Source organism: Paludisphaera soli (assembly GCF_011064595.1).
GTDB lineage: Bacteria > Planctomycetota > Planctomycetia > Isosphaerales > Isosphaeraceae > Paludisphaera > Paludisphaera soli.
Window position 1 is genome coordinate 139494 of the sequence record NZ_JAALJI010000004.1, and the last position, 22072, is coordinate 161565.

Annotated in this window: 21 protein-coding genes; 17 read left to right on the forward strand and 4 right to left on the reverse strand. The window is 74.0% G+C overall.

The window, feature by feature from the left end:
- Positions 1 to 71 precede the first annotated feature (71 nt).
- Positions 72 to 1634, forward strand: coding sequence for a Mur ligase family protein (locus tag G6O68_RS07260; RefSeq protein WP_165246326.1), 1563 nt, complete (start codon positions 72 to 74; stop codon positions 1632 to 1634).
- Positions 1635 to 1794: 160 nt separating this feature from the next.
- Positions 1795 to 2361, forward strand: a complete 567-nt coding sequence (locus G6O68_RS07265; protein ID WP_165246327.1) for a hypothetical protein — start codon at positions 1795 to 1797, stop codon at positions 2359 to 2361.
- Positions 2362 to 2412: 51 nt separating this feature from the next.
- Here the strand turns inward: G6O68_RS07265 and G6O68_RS07270 are convergent, their stop codons facing one another.
- Together G6O68_RS07270 and rsmH are read right to left on the reverse strand one after the other, a co-directional pair.
- On the reverse strand, positions 2413 to 4611 hold the full coding sequence (locus G6O68_RS07270) for a LysM peptidoglycan-binding domain-containing protein (RefSeq protein WP_165246328.1): 2199 nt from the start codon (positions 4609 to 4611) through the stop codon (positions 2413 to 2415).
- On the reverse strand, positions 4563 to 5534 hold the full coding sequence (rsmH, locus tag G6O68_RS07275; protein WP_240911091.1) for a 16S rRNA (cytosine(1402)-N(4))-methyltransferase RsmH: 972 nt from the start codon (positions 5532 to 5534) through the stop codon (positions 4563 to 4565). The genes G6O68_RS07270 and rsmH overlap by 49 nt, the downstream gene beginning before the upstream one ends.
- 355 nt (positions 5535 to 5889) lie before the next feature.
- Between rsmH and nusB the strand changes: the two genes are divergently transcribed.
- The 15 genes from nusB (at position 5890) to G6O68_RS07350 (ending at position 20418) form a co-directional block, all read left to right on the forward strand.
- Positions 5890 to 6405, forward strand: a complete 516-nt coding sequence (nusB, locus tag G6O68_RS07280) for a transcription antitermination factor NusB (RefSeq protein WP_165246330.1) — start codon at positions 5890 to 5892, stop codon at positions 6403 to 6405.
- Positions 6402 to 7244, forward strand: coding sequence for a PHP domain-containing protein (locus G6O68_RS07285; protein ID WP_165246331.1), 843 nt, complete (start codon positions 6402 to 6404; stop codon positions 7242 to 7244). Before nusB ends, G6O68_RS07285 begins: the two co-directional genes overlap by 4 nt.
- A gap of 88 nt (positions 7245 to 7332) precedes the next feature.
- Entirely contained in the window at positions 7333 to 8238 is a 906-nt protein-coding gene (ftsY, locus tag G6O68_RS07290) for a signal recognition particle-docking protein FtsY (RefSeq protein WP_165246332.1), read from the forward strand.
- Between the two features lie 145 nt (positions 8239 to 8383).
- Positions 8384 to 9892 carry a hypothetical protein gene (locus tag G6O68_RS07295; protein ID WP_165246333.1) on the forward strand — a complete coding sequence of 503 codons (1509 nt, stop codon included), beginning with the start codon at positions 8384 to 8386 and terminating at the stop codon, positions 9890 to 9892.
- Positions 9889 to 10530 carry a FliG C-terminal domain-containing protein gene (locus tag G6O68_RS07300; protein WP_165246334.1) on the forward strand — a complete coding sequence of 214 codons (642 nt, stop codon included), beginning with the start codon at positions 9889 to 9891 and terminating at the stop codon, positions 10528 to 10530. The genes G6O68_RS07295 and G6O68_RS07300 overlap by 4 nt, the downstream gene beginning before the upstream one ends.
- 76 nt (positions 10531 to 10606) lie before the next feature.
- Complete coding sequence (locus G6O68_RS07305; protein WP_165246335.1) at positions 10607 to 11122, forward strand: flagellar biosynthetic protein FliO; 516 nt, start codon at positions 10607 to 10609, stop codon at positions 11120 to 11122.
- A 227-nt stretch (positions 11123 to 11349) separates the two neighbouring features.
- Positions 11350 to 12189, forward strand: a complete 840-nt coding sequence (locus G6O68_RS07310; RefSeq protein WP_240911092.1) for a flagellar type III secretion system pore protein FliP — start codon at positions 11350 to 11352, stop codon at positions 12187 to 12189.
- Between the two features lie 14 nt (positions 12190 to 12203).
- Complete coding sequence (locus tag G6O68_RS07315) at positions 12204 to 12470, forward strand: flagellar biosynthetic protein FliQ (RefSeq protein ID WP_165246337.1); 267 nt, start codon at positions 12204 to 12206, stop codon at positions 12468 to 12470.
- Positions 12471 to 12495: 25 nt separating this feature from the next.
- Positions 12496 to 13263 carry a flagellar biosynthetic protein FliR gene (locus G6O68_RS07320; RefSeq protein WP_165246338.1) on the forward strand — a complete coding sequence of 256 codons (768 nt, stop codon included), beginning with the start codon at positions 12496 to 12498 and terminating at the stop codon, positions 13261 to 13263.
- A gap of 30 nt (positions 13264 to 13293) precedes the next feature.
- Positions 13294 to 14325: an EscU/YscU/HrcU family type III secretion system export apparatus switch protein gene (locus G6O68_RS07325; protein ID WP_165246339.1), complete on the forward strand. Its 1032-nt coding sequence runs from the start codon at positions 13294 to 13296 to the stop codon at positions 14323 to 14325.
- Between the two features lie 255 nt (positions 14326 to 14580).
- Positions 14581 to 16845: a flagellar biosynthesis protein FlhA gene (locus G6O68_RS07330; protein ID WP_165246340.1), complete on the forward strand. Its 2265-nt coding sequence runs from the start codon at positions 14581 to 14583 to the stop codon at positions 16843 to 16845.
- Positions 16842 to 17975, forward strand: coding sequence for a flagellar biosynthesis protein FlhF (locus G6O68_RS07335; RefSeq protein ID WP_240911093.1), 1134 nt, complete (start codon positions 16842 to 16844; stop codon positions 17973 to 17975). The genes G6O68_RS07330 and G6O68_RS07335 overlap by 4 nt, the downstream gene beginning before the upstream one ends.
- 68 nt (positions 17976 to 18043) lie before the next feature.
- Positions 18044 to 18244 (forward strand): hypothetical protein, encoded by a 201-nt coding sequence (locus G6O68_RS07340; RefSeq protein WP_165246341.1) that lies wholly within the window; start codon positions 18044 to 18046, stop codon positions 18242 to 18244.
- Between the two features lie 311 nt (positions 18245 to 18555).
- The gene (locus G6O68_RS07345; RefSeq protein WP_165246342.1) at positions 18556 to 19332 is read left to right on the forward strand and encodes a FliA/WhiG family RNA polymerase sigma factor; all 777 of its coding nucleotides are present in this window, start codon (positions 18556 to 18558) and stop codon (positions 19330 to 19332) included.
- Positions 19333 to 19695: 363 nt separating this feature from the next.
- A complete protein-coding gene (locus G6O68_RS07350; protein ID WP_165246343.1) occupies positions 19696 to 20418 on the forward strand; it encodes a hypothetical protein in 723 nt (240 codons plus the stop codon).
- A 38-nt stretch (positions 20419 to 20456) separates the two neighbouring features.
- On the opposite strand, the gene G6O68_RS07355 is transcribed toward G6O68_RS07350, so the two are convergent.
- Positions 20457 to 21617 (reverse strand): TlpA family protein disulfide reductase, encoded by a 1161-nt coding sequence (locus G6O68_RS07355; protein ID WP_165246344.1) that lies wholly within the window; start codon positions 21615 to 21617, stop codon positions 20457 to 20459.
- On the reverse strand, positions 21614 to 21991 hold the full coding sequence (locus tag G6O68_RS07360) for a hypothetical protein (protein ID WP_165246345.1): 378 nt from the start codon (positions 21989 to 21991) through the stop codon (positions 21614 to 21616). Before G6O68_RS07360 ends, G6O68_RS07355 begins: the two co-directional genes overlap by 4 nt.
- Between the last annotated feature and the right edge of the window lie 81 nt (positions 21992 to 22072).

Here is a 22072-nt window from a genome sequence, read left to right on the forward strand (position 1 = left end):
ATGACGCCGCGGGCCGGATGCGGGGGGTGAGCGGAAAAAGGGCTGGCTGGCAAGGCAAGGAGGCGATGCCCATGGCACGCTGGTTCGTCGATCGTCTACCGCAGCGTGGGATCCCCTCGGTGAGCCTCCGACGGCTGCTCCCCGGGGCGCAGTTCGTGGGATGTCCCGACTGGGAGGTCACCGGATGCGCCGTGGACCACCGCCGGCTCGACCCGGGCCAGGTGTTCGTCGCCGTCCGCGACGCCCGCTACGACGGCCACGGCCACGTCCGCGAGGCGCTCGACCGGGGCGCGGCGGGGGTCGTCGTCGAGCGCGAGGTCCCCGAGGCCGGCCGGCTCCAGGTCGTCGTCGACGACGCCCGCGAGGCCCACTCGCGGATCTGCCAGGCCCTCGCCGGCGACCCCTCGTCGAAACTGGCGATGCTCGGCGTCACCGGCGTCCACGGCAAGACGGTCGTCGGCCTGATGGCCCAGGCCATCCTCGAAGCGGCCGGCGTTCGCTGCGGCCTGGTCGGCGGCGCGGGCTGGTCCGACGGCTTCGTCTCCCGGCCGATGGGCGCGGGGCTCGCCGAGCCCGGCTCCGAGCCGACGGGCGCCTGGCCCGGCGGCGCCGCCGGCCTGGCGTCGATCCTCTCGCACATGGTCGAGCAGAAGTGCGAGGCCGGCGTGATCGAGGTCGGGGCCGAGGCCCTGGAGGCCCGCCGCCTCGAAGGCGTGACCTTCCAGGCCGCCGTGGCGACCGACCTGACCCTCCCCCCCGGCTTCCCCGTCGAGGCCGGCCTCCGCAAGCGTCGGGCGAAGGCCCGGCTCTTCCGCAAGATCGCCCCCGGCGGCGCGGCCGTCGTCAACGACGACGACCCCAACGCCGAACTCCTCGGCGGCCTGAACCTGGACGCCCGCCGCGTGAGCTTCGGCCTGGAGCGGCCCGGCCGCGTCGACGTCTCGGCCGTGATCGAGCGCCTCGACGCCTCGGGCTCGCGGTTCGTCCTCCAGGGCTTCGACCGCGCCCGGACCGTCGACCTCCGCCTGGTCGGGCCCCGACACGTCAGCCACGCCCTGGCCGCCGCCGCGCTCGCCTGGTCGCTCCACCTCGACGTCGACGCCGTGGCGGCGGGGCTGGAGAGCGTCTCGTGCGTCGCGAACCACCTGGAGGCGGTCGACGAGGGCCAGGACTTCGACGTCCGCATCGACGGCGCCCAGACCGCCGCGCCGCTGGCCCAGGCCCTCGCCGCGCTGAAGTCGGTCTCCGCCGGCCGCATCCACCTCGTCCTCAGCGCCGAAGGGGGGCAGGACCGAGCGACCCGCCGGGCGCTCTCCCACGTCGCCGAGACCTCGGCCGACCGAGTGGTGCTGACCCTGGGCAACCCCCGCGCCGAGGATCCCGACCTCGTCCTCGACGACGTGCTGGGGGGCTTCCGCCGGCCGGGCAAGGTCCAGGTCGAGCCCGACCGCCGGCGCGCCATCGAGGCCGCCCTCTCCGACGCCCGCGGCGGGGACGTCGTCCTGATCGCCGGCAAGGGCCGCCACGCCTACCAGATCTTCGCCGACCGGGTCTCCCCCTTCGACGACTTCGCCGTCGCCCGCCGCGCCCTCCTCGGCCGCCGCGCCCGCTTCAACTCCTCGCGCTCCGCCTGAGCCCCGACGAACCGACCGCCCTCACATCGCCCGACGGCCGGAGGCCCCCATGCCCCCGGCCGTTCGCACGCGCCTCGGGCCCTCATGCGAACTCGGCGTGGTATGATCGGCCTCGTCGGGGCGGGTCGACGCCGAGCGGCGTCCGGGGCGGAGGACGGCGATGGGCGTCCGGATCAACATGCTGATCGATCACGATCTGGCCGATTTCCGCGACGTCGGGGAGGTCCTCGCGAGGCTCCACGCCGCGTCCGGCGCCGCGCGGTCGTTGGAGGAGTTCTGGCGGGCGACGGAGCCCGATCACCTCCCGGACCCGCTCCGATCGTGGGAGGCCGACCCGGAAAACCCCCGCCGGCCGGGCCTGCGGACCTTCAACGGTCCCGGGCGTCTCTTCCTGACCGTGACGGCCGCCGCGATGCAAGTGCGATGCGGGGGCCGGTGGCGGGCCCTCGTCGCCGACGAGCCGCTGCGGCGGGCCCACCTGGACGCCTTCCGCTCGATCGCCCGTGGCCTCGGGGCCGGCTTCCTGGCCCTGCACGCCGACTCGGACGACGTGGACGAACTCCTCAGGGACGGTCGGCCCGCCTGGGAGTGCGTCCTCCGGATGGAGTCGCTCTGGGGGCCGCCGGAACGGGGCGTCGAGTGGCTCGACGCCGAGCCGGGCGAGGGCGGGGCGACCTGGCTCCCGAGCCACGCGTGGTTCCTGGAGGACGTCCAGGGCGGGCCCTGACCCGCCCCCCGGCGCGACGCGGCCGGAGAGGGCGGATGCCGACGCCCATCCTCACTCCGCGTCGTCGGGGAGGTTCAGGATCTGCCCGACGACGAGGTGAGCCGGGTCGTCGACGACGTCGCGGTTGAGGTCGAGGATCTCGCGGGCGCGGCGCGAGTCCCCGAGGCGGTCGCGGGCGATGGAACGCAAGGTCTCGCGGGCGCGGATCTTGTGGACGGGGCGGCTCTCGGCGCGACGAGTCACCGTCGTCGGCTCGTCCAGGTCTTCGCGGGGCGAGATGCGGCGGCGGTCGCGGTCGTCGCGATCGGCGACGCGTTCGGTCGAGGGATCGGAGACCGGCAGGTTCAGCTCGCCGTCGTTCCGGCCGGAGCGTCGGACGGCCGGCGCGGCGTCGGCCTGGGCGGTCCGCGTCGGGGCGGTCTCGGGCTCGGCCGGGTCGCGGTTGCGGGCGGAACGGCCGCCCGGCGGGTCGATGAACGCCGGGTCGAGATCCTCGGGGGGCGGGATCCGGACGACGGCCCCGACGTACAAATCTTCCAGGCGCTGGAACTGGTCGGCGTTGGCCTTGCCGAGCGCGCGGTAGTAGCGTCCGGAGGCGTAGTGGGTCCGCGAGATGGTCCAGAAGTTCTCGCCGGGCTGGACCTTGTGGAGGACCGTCTCCATCCGGCCCTCGTCGCGCCGGGCCGAGGCCGGGTCGACGGCCGGCGGGGCGGCCGCCGTCGGGACGGGTGCCGCCGACGCGCTTCCTTCGGAGACGAACCGGAGGGGCTCCTCGGCTTCGAGATCCCGACGTTCGCCGAGCGGGTCGGCGTCCCGGCCGGGACGCGCCTCGAAATCGGCGTCGGTCAGGTCGAGGTCCCCGGGGTCGAGTTTCGGCTCGCCGGCGCTGTGCTTGATCGGCACCCAATCGCCGTCGGGCGGCTCGGCCGTCCGGCCGCGGTCCGGGGCCGGATCGGCGTTGGGGAGCGGATCGCCCCCCCCGCGGAGCGTCGTCGGATCGGACTCGGGGACCCGCCCAAGCGGAGGGACGTCGGTCGGGGGCGTCGTACCAGTCGTCGGGTTGCTCGGCAGCGGAAGCGGTAAGGGCACGGGCACCGGCACGGGGGCCGCATCGGCCGGCGGGGCCGGGGCCGACTGGGGAAGGCCGATGGCCGCGGGAGCGGCGGAATCGGCCGCGGGAGCCTCGGGGGCCGCGTCGGCCACCGCGGGGAGGTCGAGCGCCCCCGGCGCCTTCGGCGTCTCGGCCGGGGCGGAGGCCGCCGGCGGTTCCGTCGCGGGCTTGGTCGGCTCGGGGGCTGCGCCGAGGTCGGTCGGAGCCGGATGAGCCGCGGGGGCCGGGGCCGGCTGTTTCACGTCTGCCGCGGGCGAGGGGGCGGTGCCCTGGTCGGCCGCGGGGGCGGGGAGGGGGGCTGGGCCGAACGAGGGCTCTTTGGGCTCATCGAGTGGTGCGGGTGCGGGGGCCGCCTTGGGCTCCTCGGCGTCCGGCTCCAGGGCGGGTGCTGGCAGGTCGCCCTTGGGATCGAGATCGGCCCTGGCGAGCAGCATCGACGCCCCCGCCGGCGCGGGGAGCGCGGGTTCGTCGAGATCCGGCGCGGGGGGCTCGCCGGGCGAGGGCTCGTCCATCGCCGGCAGGGCGGGGAAGCCGAGCTCGCCCAGGGCGCTCGTGCGTTCCACCTCGTCGGTGGCCGGCGCCGGCGCGGGAGCCTCGGCGACCGCTTCCGAGGCGGGAGCCGGGGGCTCTGCCTCCTGCGAGGTCTCCGCTGCGACCTTTTCGGGGAGGCGCGGCTCGTCCCCCGGCCGATCCGTGTTCGATGCGGCCGGCGATGGCTTGGGGCCGGGGAGCTGGACGGTCGGCGACTTGCCGGACTTCAGCGAGAGCACGCCCGCGAGGACCAGGACGGACAGGGCGGAAGCGGCCGAGGCGCGGGGATACGCCCAGGCCAGGCCCGCGACCCGGCCGGCCGCGAACGACGCCGCCTTCCCGCAGGCCCCGGCGACCGCGACGGCCCCGTGCAAAACCTTCGCCATGGCGGCCGGCGACCTCGCCGCCTTCGCCTCGGCTTCGAGCGCCGATCCGTCCGCAGCCTCGTCGTGGTCCGCGTAGCCCGTCGTCGCGCCGGCCGGGGCGTCGGGCTCGGCGTATGCGTAGGCCTGCGCCTGGTCGTCGAGGTAGGCCGGGGCGTGGTCGACCGCGTCGGGCGTCAGGGCCTGGGGCTCGTCGGGGTCGGGATAGCTTCCTGGTTCGACCATCGTTCGGCCACCCTTAGTTTGGCGCTGCGGGCGCGGGGGTTGACGGCCGTTTCCTCGGCCGTCGCGGTGACGGGTTTCTTGGTCAGGACGGCCCACCTCGGGTCGTTGCGGAACGCCCACTTCACGCGTCGGTCTTCCAGCGAGTGGAAGCTGATGATCGCGGCGCGACCCCCGGGGGCGAGGATCTCGGGCAGCTCCGCCAGGATCGCGTCGAGGTGCTCCAGCTCGTCGTTGACCAGGATGCGGAGGGCCTGGAAGACCCGGGTCGCCGGGTCGATCGGGCCGTGCCTGAGCTTCCCCGGGATGCACCGCCGGACCAGCTCGGCGAGCTGTCCGGTCGTGGTCAGGGGCTCGGCGTCCCTCGTCTCGACGATCCGCCGGGCGATCCGGCGGCTGAACCGTTCCTCCCCGAATTCGAAGAACGCCTTCGCGAGGTCCTCGGCCGAACTCTCGGCGAGCAGCTCGGCGGCGGTGGGGCCCTCGGAATCGGCGTCGAACCGCATGTCGAGCGGCCCGTCGGCCCCGAAGCTGAACCCGCGATGCCGCCAGGCCAGCTGGTCCGACGAGAGCCCCAGGTCCAGCAGCACGCCGTCGACCGCGCCGGCCTCGATCCCCAGCCCGGCCAGCCGTCGCCGCATCGCGCTGTAGGGGGCGTGGACCAGGTCGACCGGCAGGCCGGCGACGGCCGCGCGGGCCAGTTCCAGCATCTCGCGGTCGCGGTCGAAGCCGACGACCCGGCCCGCGGCGCCGACCCGGCGGGCCAGCGCGGCGGTGTGGCCGCCGGCCCCGGACGTGCCGTCGACGAGGATCGACCCCTCGCGGGGCGCGAGCCACTCGACCACCTCGTCGATCAGGACGGGGCGATGGACGGCCCTGGGCCTCCGCTCCGGCTCGGCTCCTCCCGCTGGCTCCTCGGGTGACACGGCCTGGACGCTCGTTTCCGTTTGAAATGACGACGCCCGTCCCGTCGCCGGGATGGTGCGCCGGAATCTAACCGACCGCCCGATCCTGTCAACCCCGACGCCCCGACGGGCGTCCGGCCGCGGCGGACGATCACTCCTCATTCATCATAAGATCGTCGCCCCGACCGCGCCTCTTGAGGCCAAGTCGCCGGCGCCCCGCCCTCGCGTCGATTCCACTGGCCTTTCCGACGAGGGCCGCGATCGGATAGGATCGCCAGGCAGGGGTCGAGCGGCGCCGTGGCCGGACGAGACGTGGACCAGGGACGGCGAAGCCGAGCTGTTTGATCGCGGCCGACGCGGCCGAGGCGAGTGCATCATGACGCGACGTTCTCGAGGGCGCGAAGTCGCCCTCCAGGTGCTCTATCAGCTCGAGCAGAACTCGGGCGTCATGACGGCCGACGTCCGTCGCTTCATCGACCGCCGCCTCCTTCGGGACCGGCCCCTCGTCGAGTTCACGACCGGGCTGATCGAGGGCGTGCGGCAGAACCAGCCCCAAATCGACGAGGCCATCAAGCAGGTCGCCGAGAACTGGCGGCTCGACCGCATGGCCGCCATCGACCGCAACATCCTCCGGCTCGGCGCCTTCGAGATCCTCCTGGGCTCCGACGTCCCCGCCAAGGTCGCCATCAACGAGGCCCTGGAGCTGGCCAAGCGCTACAGCACGGCCCAGTCCAGCCGGTTCGTCAACGGCATCCTCGACAAGGTCCTCCAGCTCCAGGCGCCGGCCTCCCGGTCCGGGGCCGAGCCCGAGAGCGAGCCCGACGTCGCGGCCGAGACCCAGCCCGGTCCCGAGTCCTCGCCGACGACCGCCGGGGAAGGCCCCGCCGCGTGATCCGCCGCGACGCCGACCTGCACGTCCACACCACCCACTCCGACGGCGCCTGCTCCCCGCGCGAGGTCGTCGTCGCCGCGGCGCAGGTCGGGCTCGCCGCCCTGGCGATCACCGACCACGACACCGTCTCCGCCCTGCCCGACGCCCGCGACGAGGCCGCCCGGCTGGGCGTGGAGCTGGTCCCCGGCGTGGAGCTGACCTGCGAGTACGAAGGCCGGGAGGTCCACCTCCTGGGCTACTTCTTCCGCGACCATCCCGACCTGACGGCCGCCGTCGACCGGCTCCGGGCCGAGCGCGTCGGCCGGTTCGCCGCGATGGCCGCGAAGCTCGGCGAGCTGGGCCTGGTCGTCGACCTGACGGCCCTCCGCCGCTGCTTCCCCCGGGCCGTCCTGGGCCGGCGGCATCTGGCCGAATACCTGTTCCGGACTAAGCAGACCCAGACCGTCCGGGAGGCCTTCGACCGCTTCCTCGCCGACGGCAAGCCGGCCTGCGTGGTCAAGGAGCGGCTCGACGCCTTCGAGGCGATCGCCCTGGTCCGCGCGGCCGGCGGCGTCGTCTCGTGGGCGCACCCGCCGTTCAACCTGAAGCTCGAATCGCTGCGGACGCTCACCGGGGCCGGGCTCGGCGCGATCGAGACGGCCGGGCCGGGGATCCAGAACCGCGTCGGCCGCCGGTTCCGCGACTGGGCCGAGATCCTCGACCTCGTCCCCACCGCCGGATCCGACTTCCACGCCCCCGACCGCCCCGGCCGCCGCGTCGGCGCCGTCGCGACCCCGGACGCCGACCTCGAGCGCCTCCGCGGCCGGGCGACGGGCCCGCCGGGGCCGGCCTCGGCCTGACCGGCCCGGCGTGCTAAAATGGCTTCATCATCCCCGGGCCGCGCCCGAGGACGGCGACACTCGACCCGCAGGGAGACGAAGGGCGGACATGGCGATCAAAGGGATCCTGGAGCGGTTCAAGAAGGGGCTCGCCAAGACGGCGCAGCTGTTCAACGTACGGTCGTGGTTCGGCCGGAAGGTGGACCAGGCGTTCCTGGACGAGCTGGAAGGGCGGCTGATCCAGGCCGACGTCGGCGTGGCGGCGACCTCGCGGATCATCGAGTCGGTGCGCGAGGCGTTCGCCGACCAGACGGCCGACGAGAACCTCGTCGCGTTCGTGAAGGATCAGCTCAAGGAGCTGCTTCGCGACCCCAGCCCGGACGCCCTGACCGTCTCGGCCAAGAAGCCGAGCGTCTACCTGATCGCCGGCGTCAACGGCTCGGGCAAGACGACCTCGATCGCCAAGCTGGCGCAGCGTCTCCGTGACCAGGGCAAGTCCGTGGTCCTGGCCGCGTGCGACACCTTCCGCGCCGCGGCCGCCGACCAGCTCTCCATCTGGGCCGAGCGTTCCGGCTGCGAGATCGTCCGGGGCGCCCCGGGGGCCGACCCGGCGAGCGTCGCCCACGACGCCTGCCAGCGCGCCCTGGCGCGGGGGAGCGAGGTCCTGATCGTCGACACCGCCGGCCGGCTCCACACCCAGACCCACCTGATGCGCGAGCTGGAGAAGATCAAGTCGGTCGTCCAGCGGCAGATCCCCGGCGCTCCGCACGAGGTGCTGCTGGTGCTGGACGGCACGAACGGCCAGAACGCCATCCGCCAGGCCGAGGTCTTCACCAAGAGCATCGGCTGCACGGGGGTCATCCTGACCAAGCTCGACGGCACAGCCAAGGGGGGCGTCGTCGTCGCCGTCCGGCAGACGCTGAAGCTGCCGGTGAAGTTCCTGGGCGTGGGCGAGGGGATCGAAGACTTCCAGCCGTTCGACGCCGAGGCGTTCGTCGAGTCGCTCTTCTCCTGAGGGTCCCGCCCGAGGCCGCCCGCGATTGACAGATCGGGCGGAATGTGGATAACACGGTCGCCCCGCGACGCGTCCGGCGTCCGGCCCAGGGACGGGCCATGACGACGGGCGGTTCTCCCGACCGGGGCGGATCCGTGGAGGATGGATGGCGACCTTCCGCATCGACGCGCTCGGCAAGACGCCGGCCCGCCTTCGCTCCTGGCTCGACCGCACCCGCAAGGCGACGGCCGGACGCTCCGCGACCTCGCGGTTCGCCCTGCTGGCGCTGATGGCCGGCGGGATCGCCGCGGCCGGCGGCCTGGCCGCCTGGTCGATCGCGCCGGCCGATCGCGTCTATCTCGAATCGGGGCGGGATTTCCCGCGCGAGGACCTGGGGCGTGTGGGGCGGGCGCTGCGGGCCCAGGGGGTGGACTACAGGATCGAGGGCCGCCGCGTGAGCGTCGCCGGCCGCTCGTCGGTCGCCGCGGCCGCGATCCTCGCCAAGCTCGACCTCGGCCCGCGATCGCCCGGCGAGCTCCGCGAGAGCGCCGCCGCCGGCTCCTCCTTCTGGGAGTCGCCGCGCGAGAAGGAAGAGCGCGCCCAGCGCGAGAACGCCAAGCTCTTCGAGGCGATGATCGACGACCTGCCGGGCGTCGAGAGCTCGTTCGTGTTCTTCAAGAGCGAGGCCCAGCGAGGCGTCCTGCGGCCGACGACTCGGACCACCGCCGTGGTGCAGGTCCAGACCGTGGAAGGCCGCGAACTCCCCTCCTCCACGGTCGAGACGATCACCTCGATCCTCACCGCGGGCGTCCGCGGCCTGACGCGGCAGTCGTTCACCGTCGTCGACGGCGAGGGCCGCGTCTATCGCGACGCCGACAACCCGGCCCTCGCCGCGCTCTCGAACAACCGGGCCCGCGAGGAGGAGCTGAGCCGCCGCATCCACGACAAGCTCGACTGGATCAAGGGCGCGCGGGTCGACGTGAAGATCGAGGACGCGCCGGCCGAGCCCGAGCCGGTCGCCCTCCGCCCCGCCCCGACGCCCATCCCCTCGGCCTCCGCCCCGCGGCCGGCCCTGGCCGTCGGGCTCAACCGGGCGATGGAGCTGGACCCCGACGAGGAGGCCCCGGCGCCCGAGGCGGACGCGATCCTCGCGCCGGCCCGACGGGCCCAGGGCCGCGTCCGAGTCCTGGTCCCCCGGAGCTACTACTACAACACCGGCCTCATGGCCGACGGCGGCCACGCCTCGCACGAGGAGTACCTCGCGCTCAAGGACCGGACCGAGGCCCTGGTCCGCGACACGGTGCGGCTCATCGTCCCCGAGGCCGACCCGGTCGACTGGGAGCCGACGCTCGTCGAGGTCCTGCCCGACGGGATCCCGTCCGACCACGCGCCGGCCGCCGCTTCGACCTCGTCGCGGCGGACGGGCCGGGAGTGGGCCATGGCCGGCGCGGCGGGCGCGGCGGCCGCCTCGCTCGTCGCCTTCGGGACGTGGGTCTTCGGCAGCCGACCCGCGCCGCGGCGGGCCTCGCCGTCCCGAGGCGACCTGCGCTACCATCGCGGGACCGCCGGCACCCCGCCCCCGACCGAGCGCGTGCTGGAATTCGTGCGACGCAACCCGGAGACCGCCTTCAGCGTGCTCAACCGCTGGACGAGCCAGGGAGGGGGAAGGTCATGAACCCGTCGACCGCGTCCGCTTCCGTCCGAAAGCCCCACGCCCAGGTCGGCGCCGACCCCCTCCGCGGGGACGCCGGCGCCGGGCTCGACCCGCTCGCCCCCGGGGCCGAGGCCGCCGACGCGCCGTCGATCGCCTCGATCCCGCCGCTGCGCAAGGCGGCGATCGTCCTGGTCAGCCTGGAGCAGTCGCTCTCGTCGCAGATGCTCGCGCACCTCGACCGCGACGCCGTCGACGCGGTGACCTGGGAGATCGCCCGGATGGAGAGGGTCGACCCGGCCGAGCAGGCCGTGGTGCTGGAGGAGTTCCTCAGCCTCGGGCTCCGTCGCCTCTGCTTCGTCTTCGAAGACCTCCTCCGCATGGACGACCGCGAGATCCGCGCCGCCTTCCGCGCCGAGGACGCCGAGGCCTGGGCCCTGGCCCTCGCCGGCTCGGCCCCGCCGCTGCGGGCCAAGGTGATCGGCGCCCTGAACGCCTCGGCCGGCCAGACGCTGCAACGCTACCTGGAGAACCTGGGCCCGTTCCGCCTCTCCGACACCGAGGTCGCCCAGGTCGAGGTCTCGGAACGCCTCCGCATCCTCTACGACCAGGGGGTGATCGACCTGCCCGACCCCAGCGGCCGCGAGGAAGTGCTGGTCTGACCGGACCCGCCCCGACCCGCGATCCCCCGCGCTTCGCCCCGCCGAACGGCTCCCGCGACTCATGAAGGACCCTCGCATGGAACGAGCCAAGCTCTCCCTCCTCGTCGCGCTGCTGCTGGCGTTGGCGACCGCTCCGGCCGCGTCGGCGCAGGACGTCGCCGCCCCGCAAGCCGTCCCTGCACGACCCCATATCGAAACCGCCGCGAGCAAGAAGTCGCGAGGGGCCTCGCTGGCGCCCGGCTCGCAAGGCTGGTGGCTCGGCACGGCGTTCATGGTCGTCGTCCTGGGGGCGGCCGGCGTGGTCTGCATCGCGGCGAAGCGCCAGGCGGTCGGCGGGCCCTCGGTCAAACTGCAGGTCGTCGGCCGCGTCTCGCTTCCGCCCAAGCACGCCGTCTTCGCGGTCAAGGCGGGCGACCGGACCCTGCTCATCGGCGTCGGCCCCCAGGGGGCCCCCGCGCTCCTCGGCGAGCTGGACGACGAGGCCGTCGCCGAGGCCCCGCCGCCGGCCGCACGGGTCGCGGCCGTCCCCCCCGCCCACCGACCGATCGCCTCGCAAAGCCGCTTCGACGTGCGGATCGGAGACGAATCATGAGCGGGCGCCACGACGAGCCAGGAGCCGTATCCCCTTCCCCCCTGGTGGGGGAAGGTGGCCCGCAGGAGCGGATGAGGGGGACCATCAAGGCGAACTGCGCGAGTCCGCAATGGGATCTTCGGGCCGCCCGTCACTCCGAAGGGTGTTCATGCTCGTCTTCCCCCTCATCCGGCCCTGCGGGCCACCTTCCCCCGCCAGGGGGGAAGGGATGGTTCGTCAGAATCGCCGTGCTGGTCCTCCTGACGACGGTCTTCGCCGGCTCAGGCCTGGCGCAGACGACCTCGAAGGAAGCCCGCAAGCCTGCAGCCCCGTCGCGGTTGAACACTCCGGCGGCGGTCGTCGAGAAGCCCCCGGCCGAGGACGTCGAGCCCGCGCCGAGGAGTGCCGAGGCCCAGCCGCCGGCCCCGACGGATTTGACCCGCACGCTGCAGTCGGCGGTCCTGTTCGGCGCGGCCTCGCTGGCACCCGTAGCGCTCCTGATGATCACGCCGTTCGTGCGGATCAACATCGTCCTGATCCTGCTGCGGCAGGCGCTGGGCAGCCCCCAGGTGCCGGGGAACCAGGTGCTCATGGCGCTGGCGCTGCTGCTGAGCGCCCTGGTCATGCGGCCGGTCGCGGAGCGGGTCTACGCCGAGGCCGTCGAGCCTTACATGGCCGGGAAGGCCGGCCCGGTCGAGGCCTGGAACGCGGGGTCGAAACCGATCAAGAAGTTCATGGTCGATCAGATCGTCATGACCAACCACGGCGAGTACCTGACGACCCTTCACGATCGGGCCCGGGGCGGGACCCCCGGCGCCGCCCAGCCGGAAGCCCCCGAGGACTTCGCGATCGGCGTGGTCGCCCCGGCCTACATCCTCAGCGAGCTGACGACGGCGCTGAAGATCGGCTTCCTGCTGTACCTGCCTTTCCTGGTCATCGACCTCGTGGTCTCGGCGGTGCTGGCGGCGATGGGCCTGTTCATGCTGCCGCCGACCCTGGTCTCGACCCCCGCGAAGCTGATCGTCTTCGTGCTCGCCGACGGCTGGCTGCTGGTGGCCGACATGCTGCTCGCCGGCTTCTCGGTCTAGAAGGGAGGCTCCACGTGGACATCAATCAGGCGATCGACTGGACCCGCGAGGCGCTCCGGCTCACGCTGCTGCTCGGCGGGCCGCTTCTGGCGGCGGCGCTGGCGGTCGGGCTGGCGGTGAACATCCTCCAGACCCTGACCCAGCTCAACGAGCCGGTCGTCGGCCTGGTCCCCCGGCTGGTGGCGGTGGTCCTGGCGACCCTGGTCCTGCTCCCCTGGCTCGCGGCCCGCTGGATCGACTTCACGGTCGACCTCATCGGCTCGATCCCGGATATGATCTGACCTCGATGCGAAGGACGGGGCCGCGATGACCGACCTGCCGCTCGACGTCGGCTGGCTGACCGCCAACGGCGCGGCCTGCGCCCTGATCGCGGCGCGGTCGGCGGGCGTCTGCTTCACCGCCCCGGTGCTGGCCGCGCCGGGCGTCGACTGGCGGTTCCGCATCGTGCTGGCGCTACTGCTCGGGGCCTGGATGGCGCCCCTGGCCGCGCCGCTGGTCGGCACGCCGTCCTCGCCCTACGGGCTGGGCTGGCTCGCGATCAACGAGGGGCTCGTCGGCGCCCTGATCGGGATGGCGGCGTCGCTCGTGGTCGCCGGGGCGAAGCAGGCGGGGGACATCGTGGCGGCGCAGGCGGGTCTGTCGACGGCCTCGCTGTTCGACCCCGAGTCGGGCGAGGAGCTGACGGCGCTGGGCCACCTCTACGGCCTGATCGCGATCGCCGCGTTCCTGGCGGTCGACGGCCCGCTGCGGATGACCGAGGCCCTGCTCCAGAGCTTCGAAACCGTCCCGGCCGGGCGGCTCGTCTTCGAGCGGTCGACCGTGCAGGCGATGTTCGCGCAGGCGGCCGAGGCGCTCCAGCTGGCGGTCCGCGCGGCGGCGCCGCCGGCGGTCGCGCTGGCGACGGCCGGGGTTGCGCTGGGCTGGCTCGGCCGGCTCGCGCCGAGCGTCCCCTTGATGGCGCTCTCGCTGCCGATCCGCGCGGCCCTGGGCGTGCTGCTGGTGATGGCGGGCCTGGTCGCACTGACGGCCTGCCTGGAAGCCGCCTGGATGGACTGGGCGCGGGCCGGATTCTGATCGAACGCGAGCGGAGGAGGGGAGGGCCCGATGTCGGAAGATCGCACGCAGCCCGCGTCCCCGATGCGTCGCCAGCTCGCCCGCGAGCAGGGCCAGGCGGCCCACAGCCCCGAGCTGACCGCCGCCGCCGGCTGGCTCGTCGCGGTCTCGCTCCTGACCGCCTTTGAAACGCGATTGACCGGCTCCCTCGTCGCCCTGGTCCGCGCGCCGATGACCGGCCCCGCCGCACCTCTGGCCGACGCGGCCGACCTGGCCTGGGTCGTGCGCGACGCGGCGGCGGGGGTCGTCCTCCCGGTCGCCGCGGTGCTCGCCGGCTTCGCCCTGGGGGCCTTCGCGGCGCATCAATTCCAGACCCGGGGGCTCTGGGCGCCGGCGCTGCTGGCTCCGGACCCCTCGCGGCTCTGGCGAGTCGGCCGCGGCGGCGGGTTCGGGATGAAGGTCGAGCGGGGCGTCTGGTCGGTGGCGAAGGCGCTGATCCTGTCGGCCGTCGCGGCCTGGGGCGTCCGCTCGCGCTGGGGGGCCCTGCAGGGGCTGAGCTTCCTGGACTTCCCCGACGCCGCGCGGGGGGCGTTCGCGATCCTGACGGCGCCCGCCTGGGCGCTGGCGGCGGCGATGATCGCCGTCGGGCTCGTCGACTACGGCCTCCGCTTCGCGCGGTTCGAGGCCATGCTGCGGACGACGCCCGAGGAGCAGCGCGAGGACCTGAAGACGATCGAGGGGGACCCGAAGGTCCGGGCCTCGCGACGGCGGCTCGCCCAGGCGCTGCGCGACGGCACGCCCGAGCTGCTCGAAGGGTCGTCGCTCGCCCTGCTGGGGGACGCCGGGCTGATCGTCGTCCTCGCCGGGGGCCCGCCGCCGCGCAAGGTGTTCGTGCGGGTCGTCGCGCGGGGGGCCGCGGCGCTGTCGATCCGCGGGGCGGCGGCGCGGTCGGGGCTGCCGATGGTCGACGCGGCGTCGCTCGCCCTGCGGATCGCCTCGCGGCCGGACGCCGGATCGCCGCGCGCGGCGGTCGCCGATCCGCTCCTGACCGCCCAGCTTCGCGGCGTCTGGCCGTCCGCCTGATCAGGCCGGCGAAACCCCGCCCGGGGGGGCTTTCGACCTGGACAGTCCGGGGCGATGGATGTATTGTCCCCGCACACATCACGCGGGCCGATTCGGGCCTGCTGGAGACGGCTCGACCGGCCGCCCCCCTTCGCTCGCGACGGGTGGCCGAGGCGGGCGGATGGAAGGTTCCGGCGAGTGGGCGCGGGGCGTGGATCGCCCGCCGCGTCGGCGTGTGGATTTGGTGCGTCGTTCGGTCCGTTGGGAGTGGAATGGATGCCCCCGTCGACTTCGGATCGTGCCGCCTCCGCCTGGCGGGCCGCCTCGGGGCTGGTCCTGCCGATCACCCTCGTCGGGGCGGTCCTGGTCTTCGTCGTGCCGGTCCCCCCGGAGCTGCTCGACCTCCTGCTGGCGGCGAACCTGACGCTCGCCGTCCTGGTCCTGCTGACGACCCTGGCGATCCGATCGCCGCAGGAGTTCAGCGCCTTCCCGACGATCCTGCTGACGACCACGCTCACCCGGCTGGTCCTGAACGTCGCCACGACGCGGCTGATCCTCACCCGAGGGGCCGAGCACGGCGCCGACGCGGCCGGCTCGGTGATCCGGGCGTTCGGCGAGTTCGTCGCCGGCGACCAGGTCCTCGTGGGGGTGATCCTGTTCTCGATCCTGGTGGTCATCCAGTTCGTCGTCATCACCAAGGGCGCCACGCGGATCAGCGAGGTCGCCGCGCGGTTCATGCTCGACGGCCTGCCCGGCCGCCAGATGGCGATCGACTCCGACCTCCATGCCGGCCTAATCGACCAGCGCCAGGCCCAGGCCCGGCGCGACGAGGTCTATCGCCAGGCCGACTTCTTCGGGGCGATGGACGGGGCCGGCAAGTTCGTCCGGGGCGACGCCGTGGCGGGCGTGGTCATCCTGCTGGTCAACGTCGCCGGCGGGCTGTTCATCGGCGTGGTCCAGAACGGCATGGCCGTGGGCGAGGCCGTCGAGGTGTTCACCAAGCTGACGATCGGCGACGGCCTGGTGAGCCAGGTCCCGGCGTTCCTGATCTCGCTGGCGGCGGGCCTGATCGTCACGCGGTCCTCGTCGGCCAGCGACATCGGCCGCGACGTGGTCGGTCAGCTCACGACGAACCCGGCCGTGCTGGGCGTCTCGTCGGCCTTCCTCGGCCTGCTCGCGTTCACGCCGCTCCCCAAGATCCCGCTCCTGGCCCTCTCGGGCGTCCTCGGCTGGCGGGCCTATCGCCTGCGAGGCTCGACGCCGATCGAGGCGGAGGAGGCCGAGCCCGAGGCCCGTCCGGCTCCGCGACGGTCGCCATCACGCGCCGACGCCCCCGAAACCGCCCGGCCGACCGCCGCGACGACCCCCGCGACGCCGGCTCCGGACGTGCGGCCGGAACCCGCCCGCTCCTCGGGCGACCCGACGTCGGACGACATGGAGAACCTCCTGCACGTCGACCTGCTGGAGCTGGAGATCGGCTACCGGCTCATCAGCCTGGCCGACTCGACGCGGGGCGGCAACCTGCTGGAGCGGCTGCGGACCGTCCGCCAGAACGTGGCCCGCGAGCTGGGCCTGATCGTCCCTCAGGTGCGCATCCACGACGAGATCGGGCTCTCGGCGCACGAGTACCGGGTGAAGATCCGGGGCACGGTGGTCGGCGGCGGGTCGGCTTACGCCGGCCGCTTGCTGGCGATCCCTCCGGCCGACGCCGCCGAGCCCCCCGAGGGCCGCGAGGCGGTCGACCCCGCGAGCGGGCGGGCCGCCGTCTGGATCCACGCCGAGGGCCGCGAGGTCGCCGAGCTGGCCGGCTGCCGGATCCTCGAAGCCTCGGCCGTCGTCGCCTCCCACTTCGGCGAGATCGTCCGCAGCCACGCCGACGAGCTGCTCACCCGCGACCAGATCGAACGCCTGCTCGACCGGGTGCGGACCACCGCCCCCACGCTGGCCAACGAGGTCGTCCCCGGGCTTCTCCGCCCCGGCGAGCTGCAGCGGCTGCTGCAGAACCTCCTCCGCGAGCAGGTGAGCATCCGCGACCTGGAGACGATCCTGGAGACCCTGGCCGTGCACGCCGGCAAGACCAAGGACGTCGAGCCGCTGACCGAGCTGACCCGCCAGAGCCTGGCGCGGCAGATCACCGAGAGCCACCGCTCGGTCGACGGCCGGATCCGCGTGGTCACCCTGTCGCAGGACCTCAACTCCCGGCTCTCGATCGTGGCGGGCCAGTCCGAGGCGCACCCCTCTGAGGCCCTGGGCGACGAGACCGTCCGGAGCATCCTCCGCGCCGTGGCGCAGGGGGTCGGAGCCCTGGTCGACGCCGGCCTGCCGCCGATCGTCCTGACCTCGGCCCCGGCCCGCGCCGTGCTCAAGGACCTGACCCGGGCCGACCTGCCCCGGCTGGTCGTCCTCAGCCAGCGCGAGATCCCCCGCGACACGCCCGTCGAGGTCCTGGGGACGATCGTCGAGGAGCCCGCCGAGGGCGACGACGCGGCCGAGCCGGCCGTCGATCCGGTGACGTTCGCGACGACCGAGGCGTTCGCATGATCGGCGAGCGGCCCGCAAGCCGGGCGAAAGAGGGGGAAGCGGCCGCCAGGACCTACCGAGGCCGGACGATGCGGGAGGCGCTGGCGCGGGTGCGCCGGGACCTCGGCGGCGACGCCGTGATCCTCGCCGCCCGCGAGGTCCGCCGCCGCCGGTTGTTCGGCCTGTCGGCCCGCGACACGGTCGAGGTGGACGCCTCCTCGCCCTCGTCGGAATGGGTCGCGGCCCCCGCCCCCGCCAGGCCCCCGAGGGGGCTCCCGGGCGACCTGGGCCGGGTCCACGCGATGGTCGGCGAGCTGAGCCGACGCGGCCTGATGGAGCAGTGGTCGCCCGACCTCCCGGCCGAGCTGGCCTCAACCTACGCCCGCCTCCTGGAGGCCGACGCGCCGGAGCCCTCGGCTCGGGCCCTCGTCCTGGAGGCCGCGCGGGCCTCGGGGCCGGAGGACCTGCGGACGCCCGCCTCGGCCCTGGCGGCCGTCCGGCGCGTCCTGGAGGACTCGCTGGCCGTCGCGCCGCCGATCCGGGCGGTCGCGGGCCTGCGACGGGTCGCGGCCCTGGTCGGGCCGACGGGGGTGGGCAAGACGACGACCATCGCCAAGCTCGCCGCGACGCTCAAGCTCCGCCGCGGGGTGAAGGTCGGGCTGCTCACGGTCGACGCCTATCGGATCGCCGCCGTGGAACAGCTCCGGACCTACGCCGAGATCCTCGACGTGCCCCTGGCCGTCGCCGACGAGCCCGAGGCCGCCCGCCGCGCGCTCGACGACCTGGGGCCGCTGGACGTGGTCCTCGTGGACACGGCCGGCCGCAGCCCTCGCGACCGCGAGCGGATCGGCGAGCTGGGCGAGCTGCTGGCCCGCCTACGCCCCGACGAGGTCCACCTGGTCCTGGCCGCCTCCACCTCGCGCCGGAGCCTGCGAGCCGCGGCCGACCTGTTCGCCCCGGCCCGGCCCGACCGCTTGATCTTGACCAAGCTCGACGAAGCCGAGACTCTAGGGCCGCTGCTGGCGGTCCTGGGTCGCTCCGACCCCCCGGTCGGCTACCTGACCACCGGCCAGGCCGTCCCCGACGACATCGAGCCCGCCGCCCGCGGCCGGCTCGCCCGCCTGATCCTGGGCGAGGAGTCGGCGGGATGACCCCGGCCGAGACCCGATCGCGCAGCCGTCCCGCGTCCCTTCCGCCGCGTCCTTCACGGAGGCGTCCCATGAACGACCAAGCCGAGAGCCTGAGACGACTGGTCCGAGCCCATCGGGATTGGGAACGGCTGACGGCCGCCCCCCCGACGGCCCCTCGGCCCGACGCCGACCGCGAAGGTTCGGCCTCGCGGGACGCCCCCCGGCGTGCCGGCGCGACCTCGGCCCCGGCCCCCCGGGCCGGCCGCGGAGACTCGCGAAACCCGAGGTGAACGCCGAGGCCGGGCCGGCCGCGACCAGGGATGGGTGGGATCGGGCCCGATCGGCGGATTGTTCGGATTCTTCGGACGGCGAGGCTCAAGACGAATGGGCGGGTCGTCCGATGAGTAATGAGGATCGAGTTCCTTGAATGGCGAGGGGCATGGGGCGGCGGCCCCGGCCGACGCGGCCCGAATCCCCGGCGGGGCGGGCGGGCGGATCGGACGGGACGCCCCGCGATCGCCGGCGGACGGGATCCTCGTCCCTTCCTCGGAGGCCGCACAGGGATGTGCGCCCCCCTCGCGCAGCCGACACGGAGGTCAGGATGTCAACCAAGGTGGATGTGGATGTGACGGAACTCTGGCGGGAGTTCAAGGAACAGCCCACCACGGAGATGCGGAACCAGTTGGTCGAGCGCTACTTGGCCCTGGTCAAGTACAACGCGGAACGCATCTGGCAGCGCCTGCCCGAGGGGGTCGACCTCGACGACCTGATCTCGGCCGGCGTCTTCGGCCTGATGGACGCGATCGACGCCTTCGACCTGACGCGCGGCGTCAAGTTCGAGACCTACTGCGTCCCGCGGATCCGGGGGGCCATGCTCGACGAGCTGCGGACGATGGACTGGGTCCCCCGGCTCGTCCGATCCAAGGCCACCAAGATGGAGGAGGCCCGCAAGGAGCTGGAGGCCCGGCACGGCCGGCCCCCCACCCCCGCGGAGCTGGCCGAGCGCCTCGGCCTGCCGATGGAGGAGTTCGACAAGATGGCGTCCGACGCCAACGCCGTCGGCCTCATCTCGCTCAACAAGAAGTGGTACGAGACCGACAGCTACAAGGACGTCCGCGAGATCGACATCCTCGAGGACAAGAAGGGGGAGGACCCCACCCGGCGTCTCCAGCGCAAGGACCTGATGCGCATGGTGACCAAGGGGCTCAACCGCAACGAGCGCCTCATCATCATCCTCTACTATTATGAAGAGTTGACGATGAAGGAGATCGGCGCCACGCTCGACCTGAGCGAGTCGCGGGTCTCGCAGATGCACTCGTCGATCATCCAGCGGCTGCAGTCGCAGCTCTCGCAGCGCCGCCCCGAGTTCGGGACCTGACCCGCCGAGGTCCCGCCTCGACCCGATCCGGCCGCCGCGCCGGACGAGTCGCGAGCCCGAGCACGGCTGCGTCGGGCCCCCGGCCGTCCCGCGCCGATCCGATCCCCTCCGAACCGAATCGATCCGATCCGCCGAGCCCGCCCCCCGGCTCTCGGGAGAACCCCGAAGGCCGAGGGGCGGTCCCGCGCGCGGCGGCGCGTCGTTCCCAGGCCCCGGCGCTTCAATTCCCCGTCGGCCCGACTTAGAATGGGAGCCGCGAAGCCATCCGCCCTCGATCGACCGTCGGGCGCGCCGCGGGGACGGTCCCGGGCGCCCGCCGCCCTCGACGGCTCCCCCTCGTCCCGATTCGGGTGCCCGACGATTATGAAGACGCCACTCGCGCCGGCCCTCGTGATCAGCCTGGCCGTCGTCTCCGCCTCGCCGGGAGTCGCCCGCGCCCAGGACATGGGCATAGGGTGGTTCATGCCCTGGAACAACGTCCCCTCGCCGACGAACTTCATCAACGACTGGGCGTTGCAGAACGCCGCCCGGGGCGGCCGCCGGCCCCCCTCGAACAATGTCTACGCCAACAACCCGAACTCCTACGTCAACCGGGTGCGCGACAACGGTTTCGTCACCCAGTACGACGCGCGGGGACGCTCGCCGGGCCGCCGTCGCCCGGCGTCTTCCGCAGCCTCGACCTCGCTCGGCCAGCCGCCCACGGCCGCCGCGCGGCCGGCCGCCGAGGCCGCCCCCCAGCCCGCCGCCCCGTCGCGGCCCGTCCCCTCGCTGGCGAGCTTCTTCGACGCCGCCGGCCGGCTCGTCTGGCCGTCGGACTCGCCCGCCGGCGACCTCCAGGCGAAGCGGGACGTCTCCGACCAGGCCGTCTCCGCCGTCCGCAAGGAGGTCGACGCCCAGGGCTGGGCGCCCATCGCCCTGGCTGCCGAGGCCCGCCAGAAGCTCCTGGACTACGGCCGGCCGGCCCTCCAGGAGATCCGCGAGGAATCCTCCCCTCGGATCGCCGAGGCCTTCCACGGGTTCCTGATGGCCCTCTACGACTCCCTCGCCGCCGCCAGCATCCCGCCGGCCCCGCCGGTCTCGCGCTGAGGCGAGGCCCGGCCGAGCCGCGCCGGGGCCGCCGAAGATCAGCGGCCGAGGAGCTTGGAGACGGTGGGCTCCAGGTTCTTCCGCACCAGGTCCATGCCCACGACCTTCCCTTCGGCGTCGATGAGGACGCTGGCGGGGATCTCGGCCACGCCGTAGGCCTTGGCGACGTCCGCGTCGCCGGGGCCGTTCATCAGGATCGGCCAGCGCAGGTTGTAGTCGAGGGCGAAGCGGCGGACGCCCGGGACGAAGGCCGCGACGTCCGACTTCTCGTCCTGGAGCGGGTCGAGGTTCACGCCGACGATCTCGAACCCCTTGGCGTGGTCGGCGTCGTAGGTCTCCTGGAGATAGGCCGTCTCGGCCGCGCTGGGGAGGCACCAGGTGGCCCAGAAGACGACCAGGACGACCTTGCCGCGGTGCTCGGCCAGGTCGAAGGGGCGGCCGTCGAGGTCGACGCCCCGGATCGCCGGGGCGGGCCGGCCGATCAGCTTGAGCCGGTCCAGCCGCGAGGCCAGGTAGTCCTTCACCTCGTCCGACTCGGCCTGGCCCAGGACCAGCTGGAAGGCCCGGGTGGCGACGTCGTAGCGGCCGGCGTGGACCAGCCGCTGATAATAGGCGTCGGCGACGCCGATCAGCTCCGGGGTGCTGAGGACGTCGGCCGCCTGGTCCGGGCCGTCCTTCTTCGCGAGCAGCGCCGCCAGGTCCTTCAGCGACTGCTCGTGGTCGCCGCGGTCGCACTCGGCGATCAGCTTGACGAGGTGGGCCAGCGCCAGGCAAGAGGGGGAGGGGAGGCCGGCCTGGATCGCGGCGTCGGCGGCGGGCTCGGCCTCGACGAAGAGGTCCGCGGCGATGGCCGACCGGAAGAGCTGCTCGAAGACGGCGGCGGCGCCCTTGGGGGGCAGCCCGGCGGCCAGCGTGTTCAGCTGCTTCAGCCGGGCGAGGTCCAACCCCTTGAGCTTCTCGGCGTAGGCCGTGTCGATGGCGAGCAGGGCCTCGGCCGTCCCCTTCTCGGGGCGGCTGAGGTTCGCCGACTCGCCCTTGGTCGTCGTCGCGGGGGAGGCGGAGGGCGGGGCGACGGCCGGCGCCTGCTGCCCCCACGCCGCGCCGGCGGACAGGAGCAGGCCGAGCGCCGCCGCGGGGGCGGCCTGGGCTCGGCCTCGGCGAGCGGCTCGGTCGGGGGCGGACGGGGTGCGGCGCGTCATCGGGAAGCCTCCTGGTTCGGCGGGGTCGTGGAGCGTGCGGCGACGATCGGCGTCGCGGTGGGCGCGGCGGCGGCCTTGCGCGGGGCGGCGGGCGACGAGGCCCGGGCCCGCCCCCGGCCGGACGGAGTTCTCGGCGTCGGCCGGTTCACCAGCCGCCAGAGCGCGACGGCGAACAGGATCGCCGCGAGCAGCGCGACCGCCCAGAGCGCCGCCTTCAGGCCCGCCGACAGGGGGGCCGCCGGGACCTCGCGGAGATACTCCGGGAAGCTCTTGACCGGGCCCCCGGACGCGACCGATTCCTGGACGAACAGCTCGTGCTCGCGCCGCCTGATCGAGATCTCTTGCTCGGGATGGTCGCGTCGCTCCCCGGACATGCCGCCGTTCTCCGCGCGGGGCCGAAGCCCCCGTCGATCCTGGTCCGCCACTCCAGACTAGTGACGCCGCGCGGCCCGCAC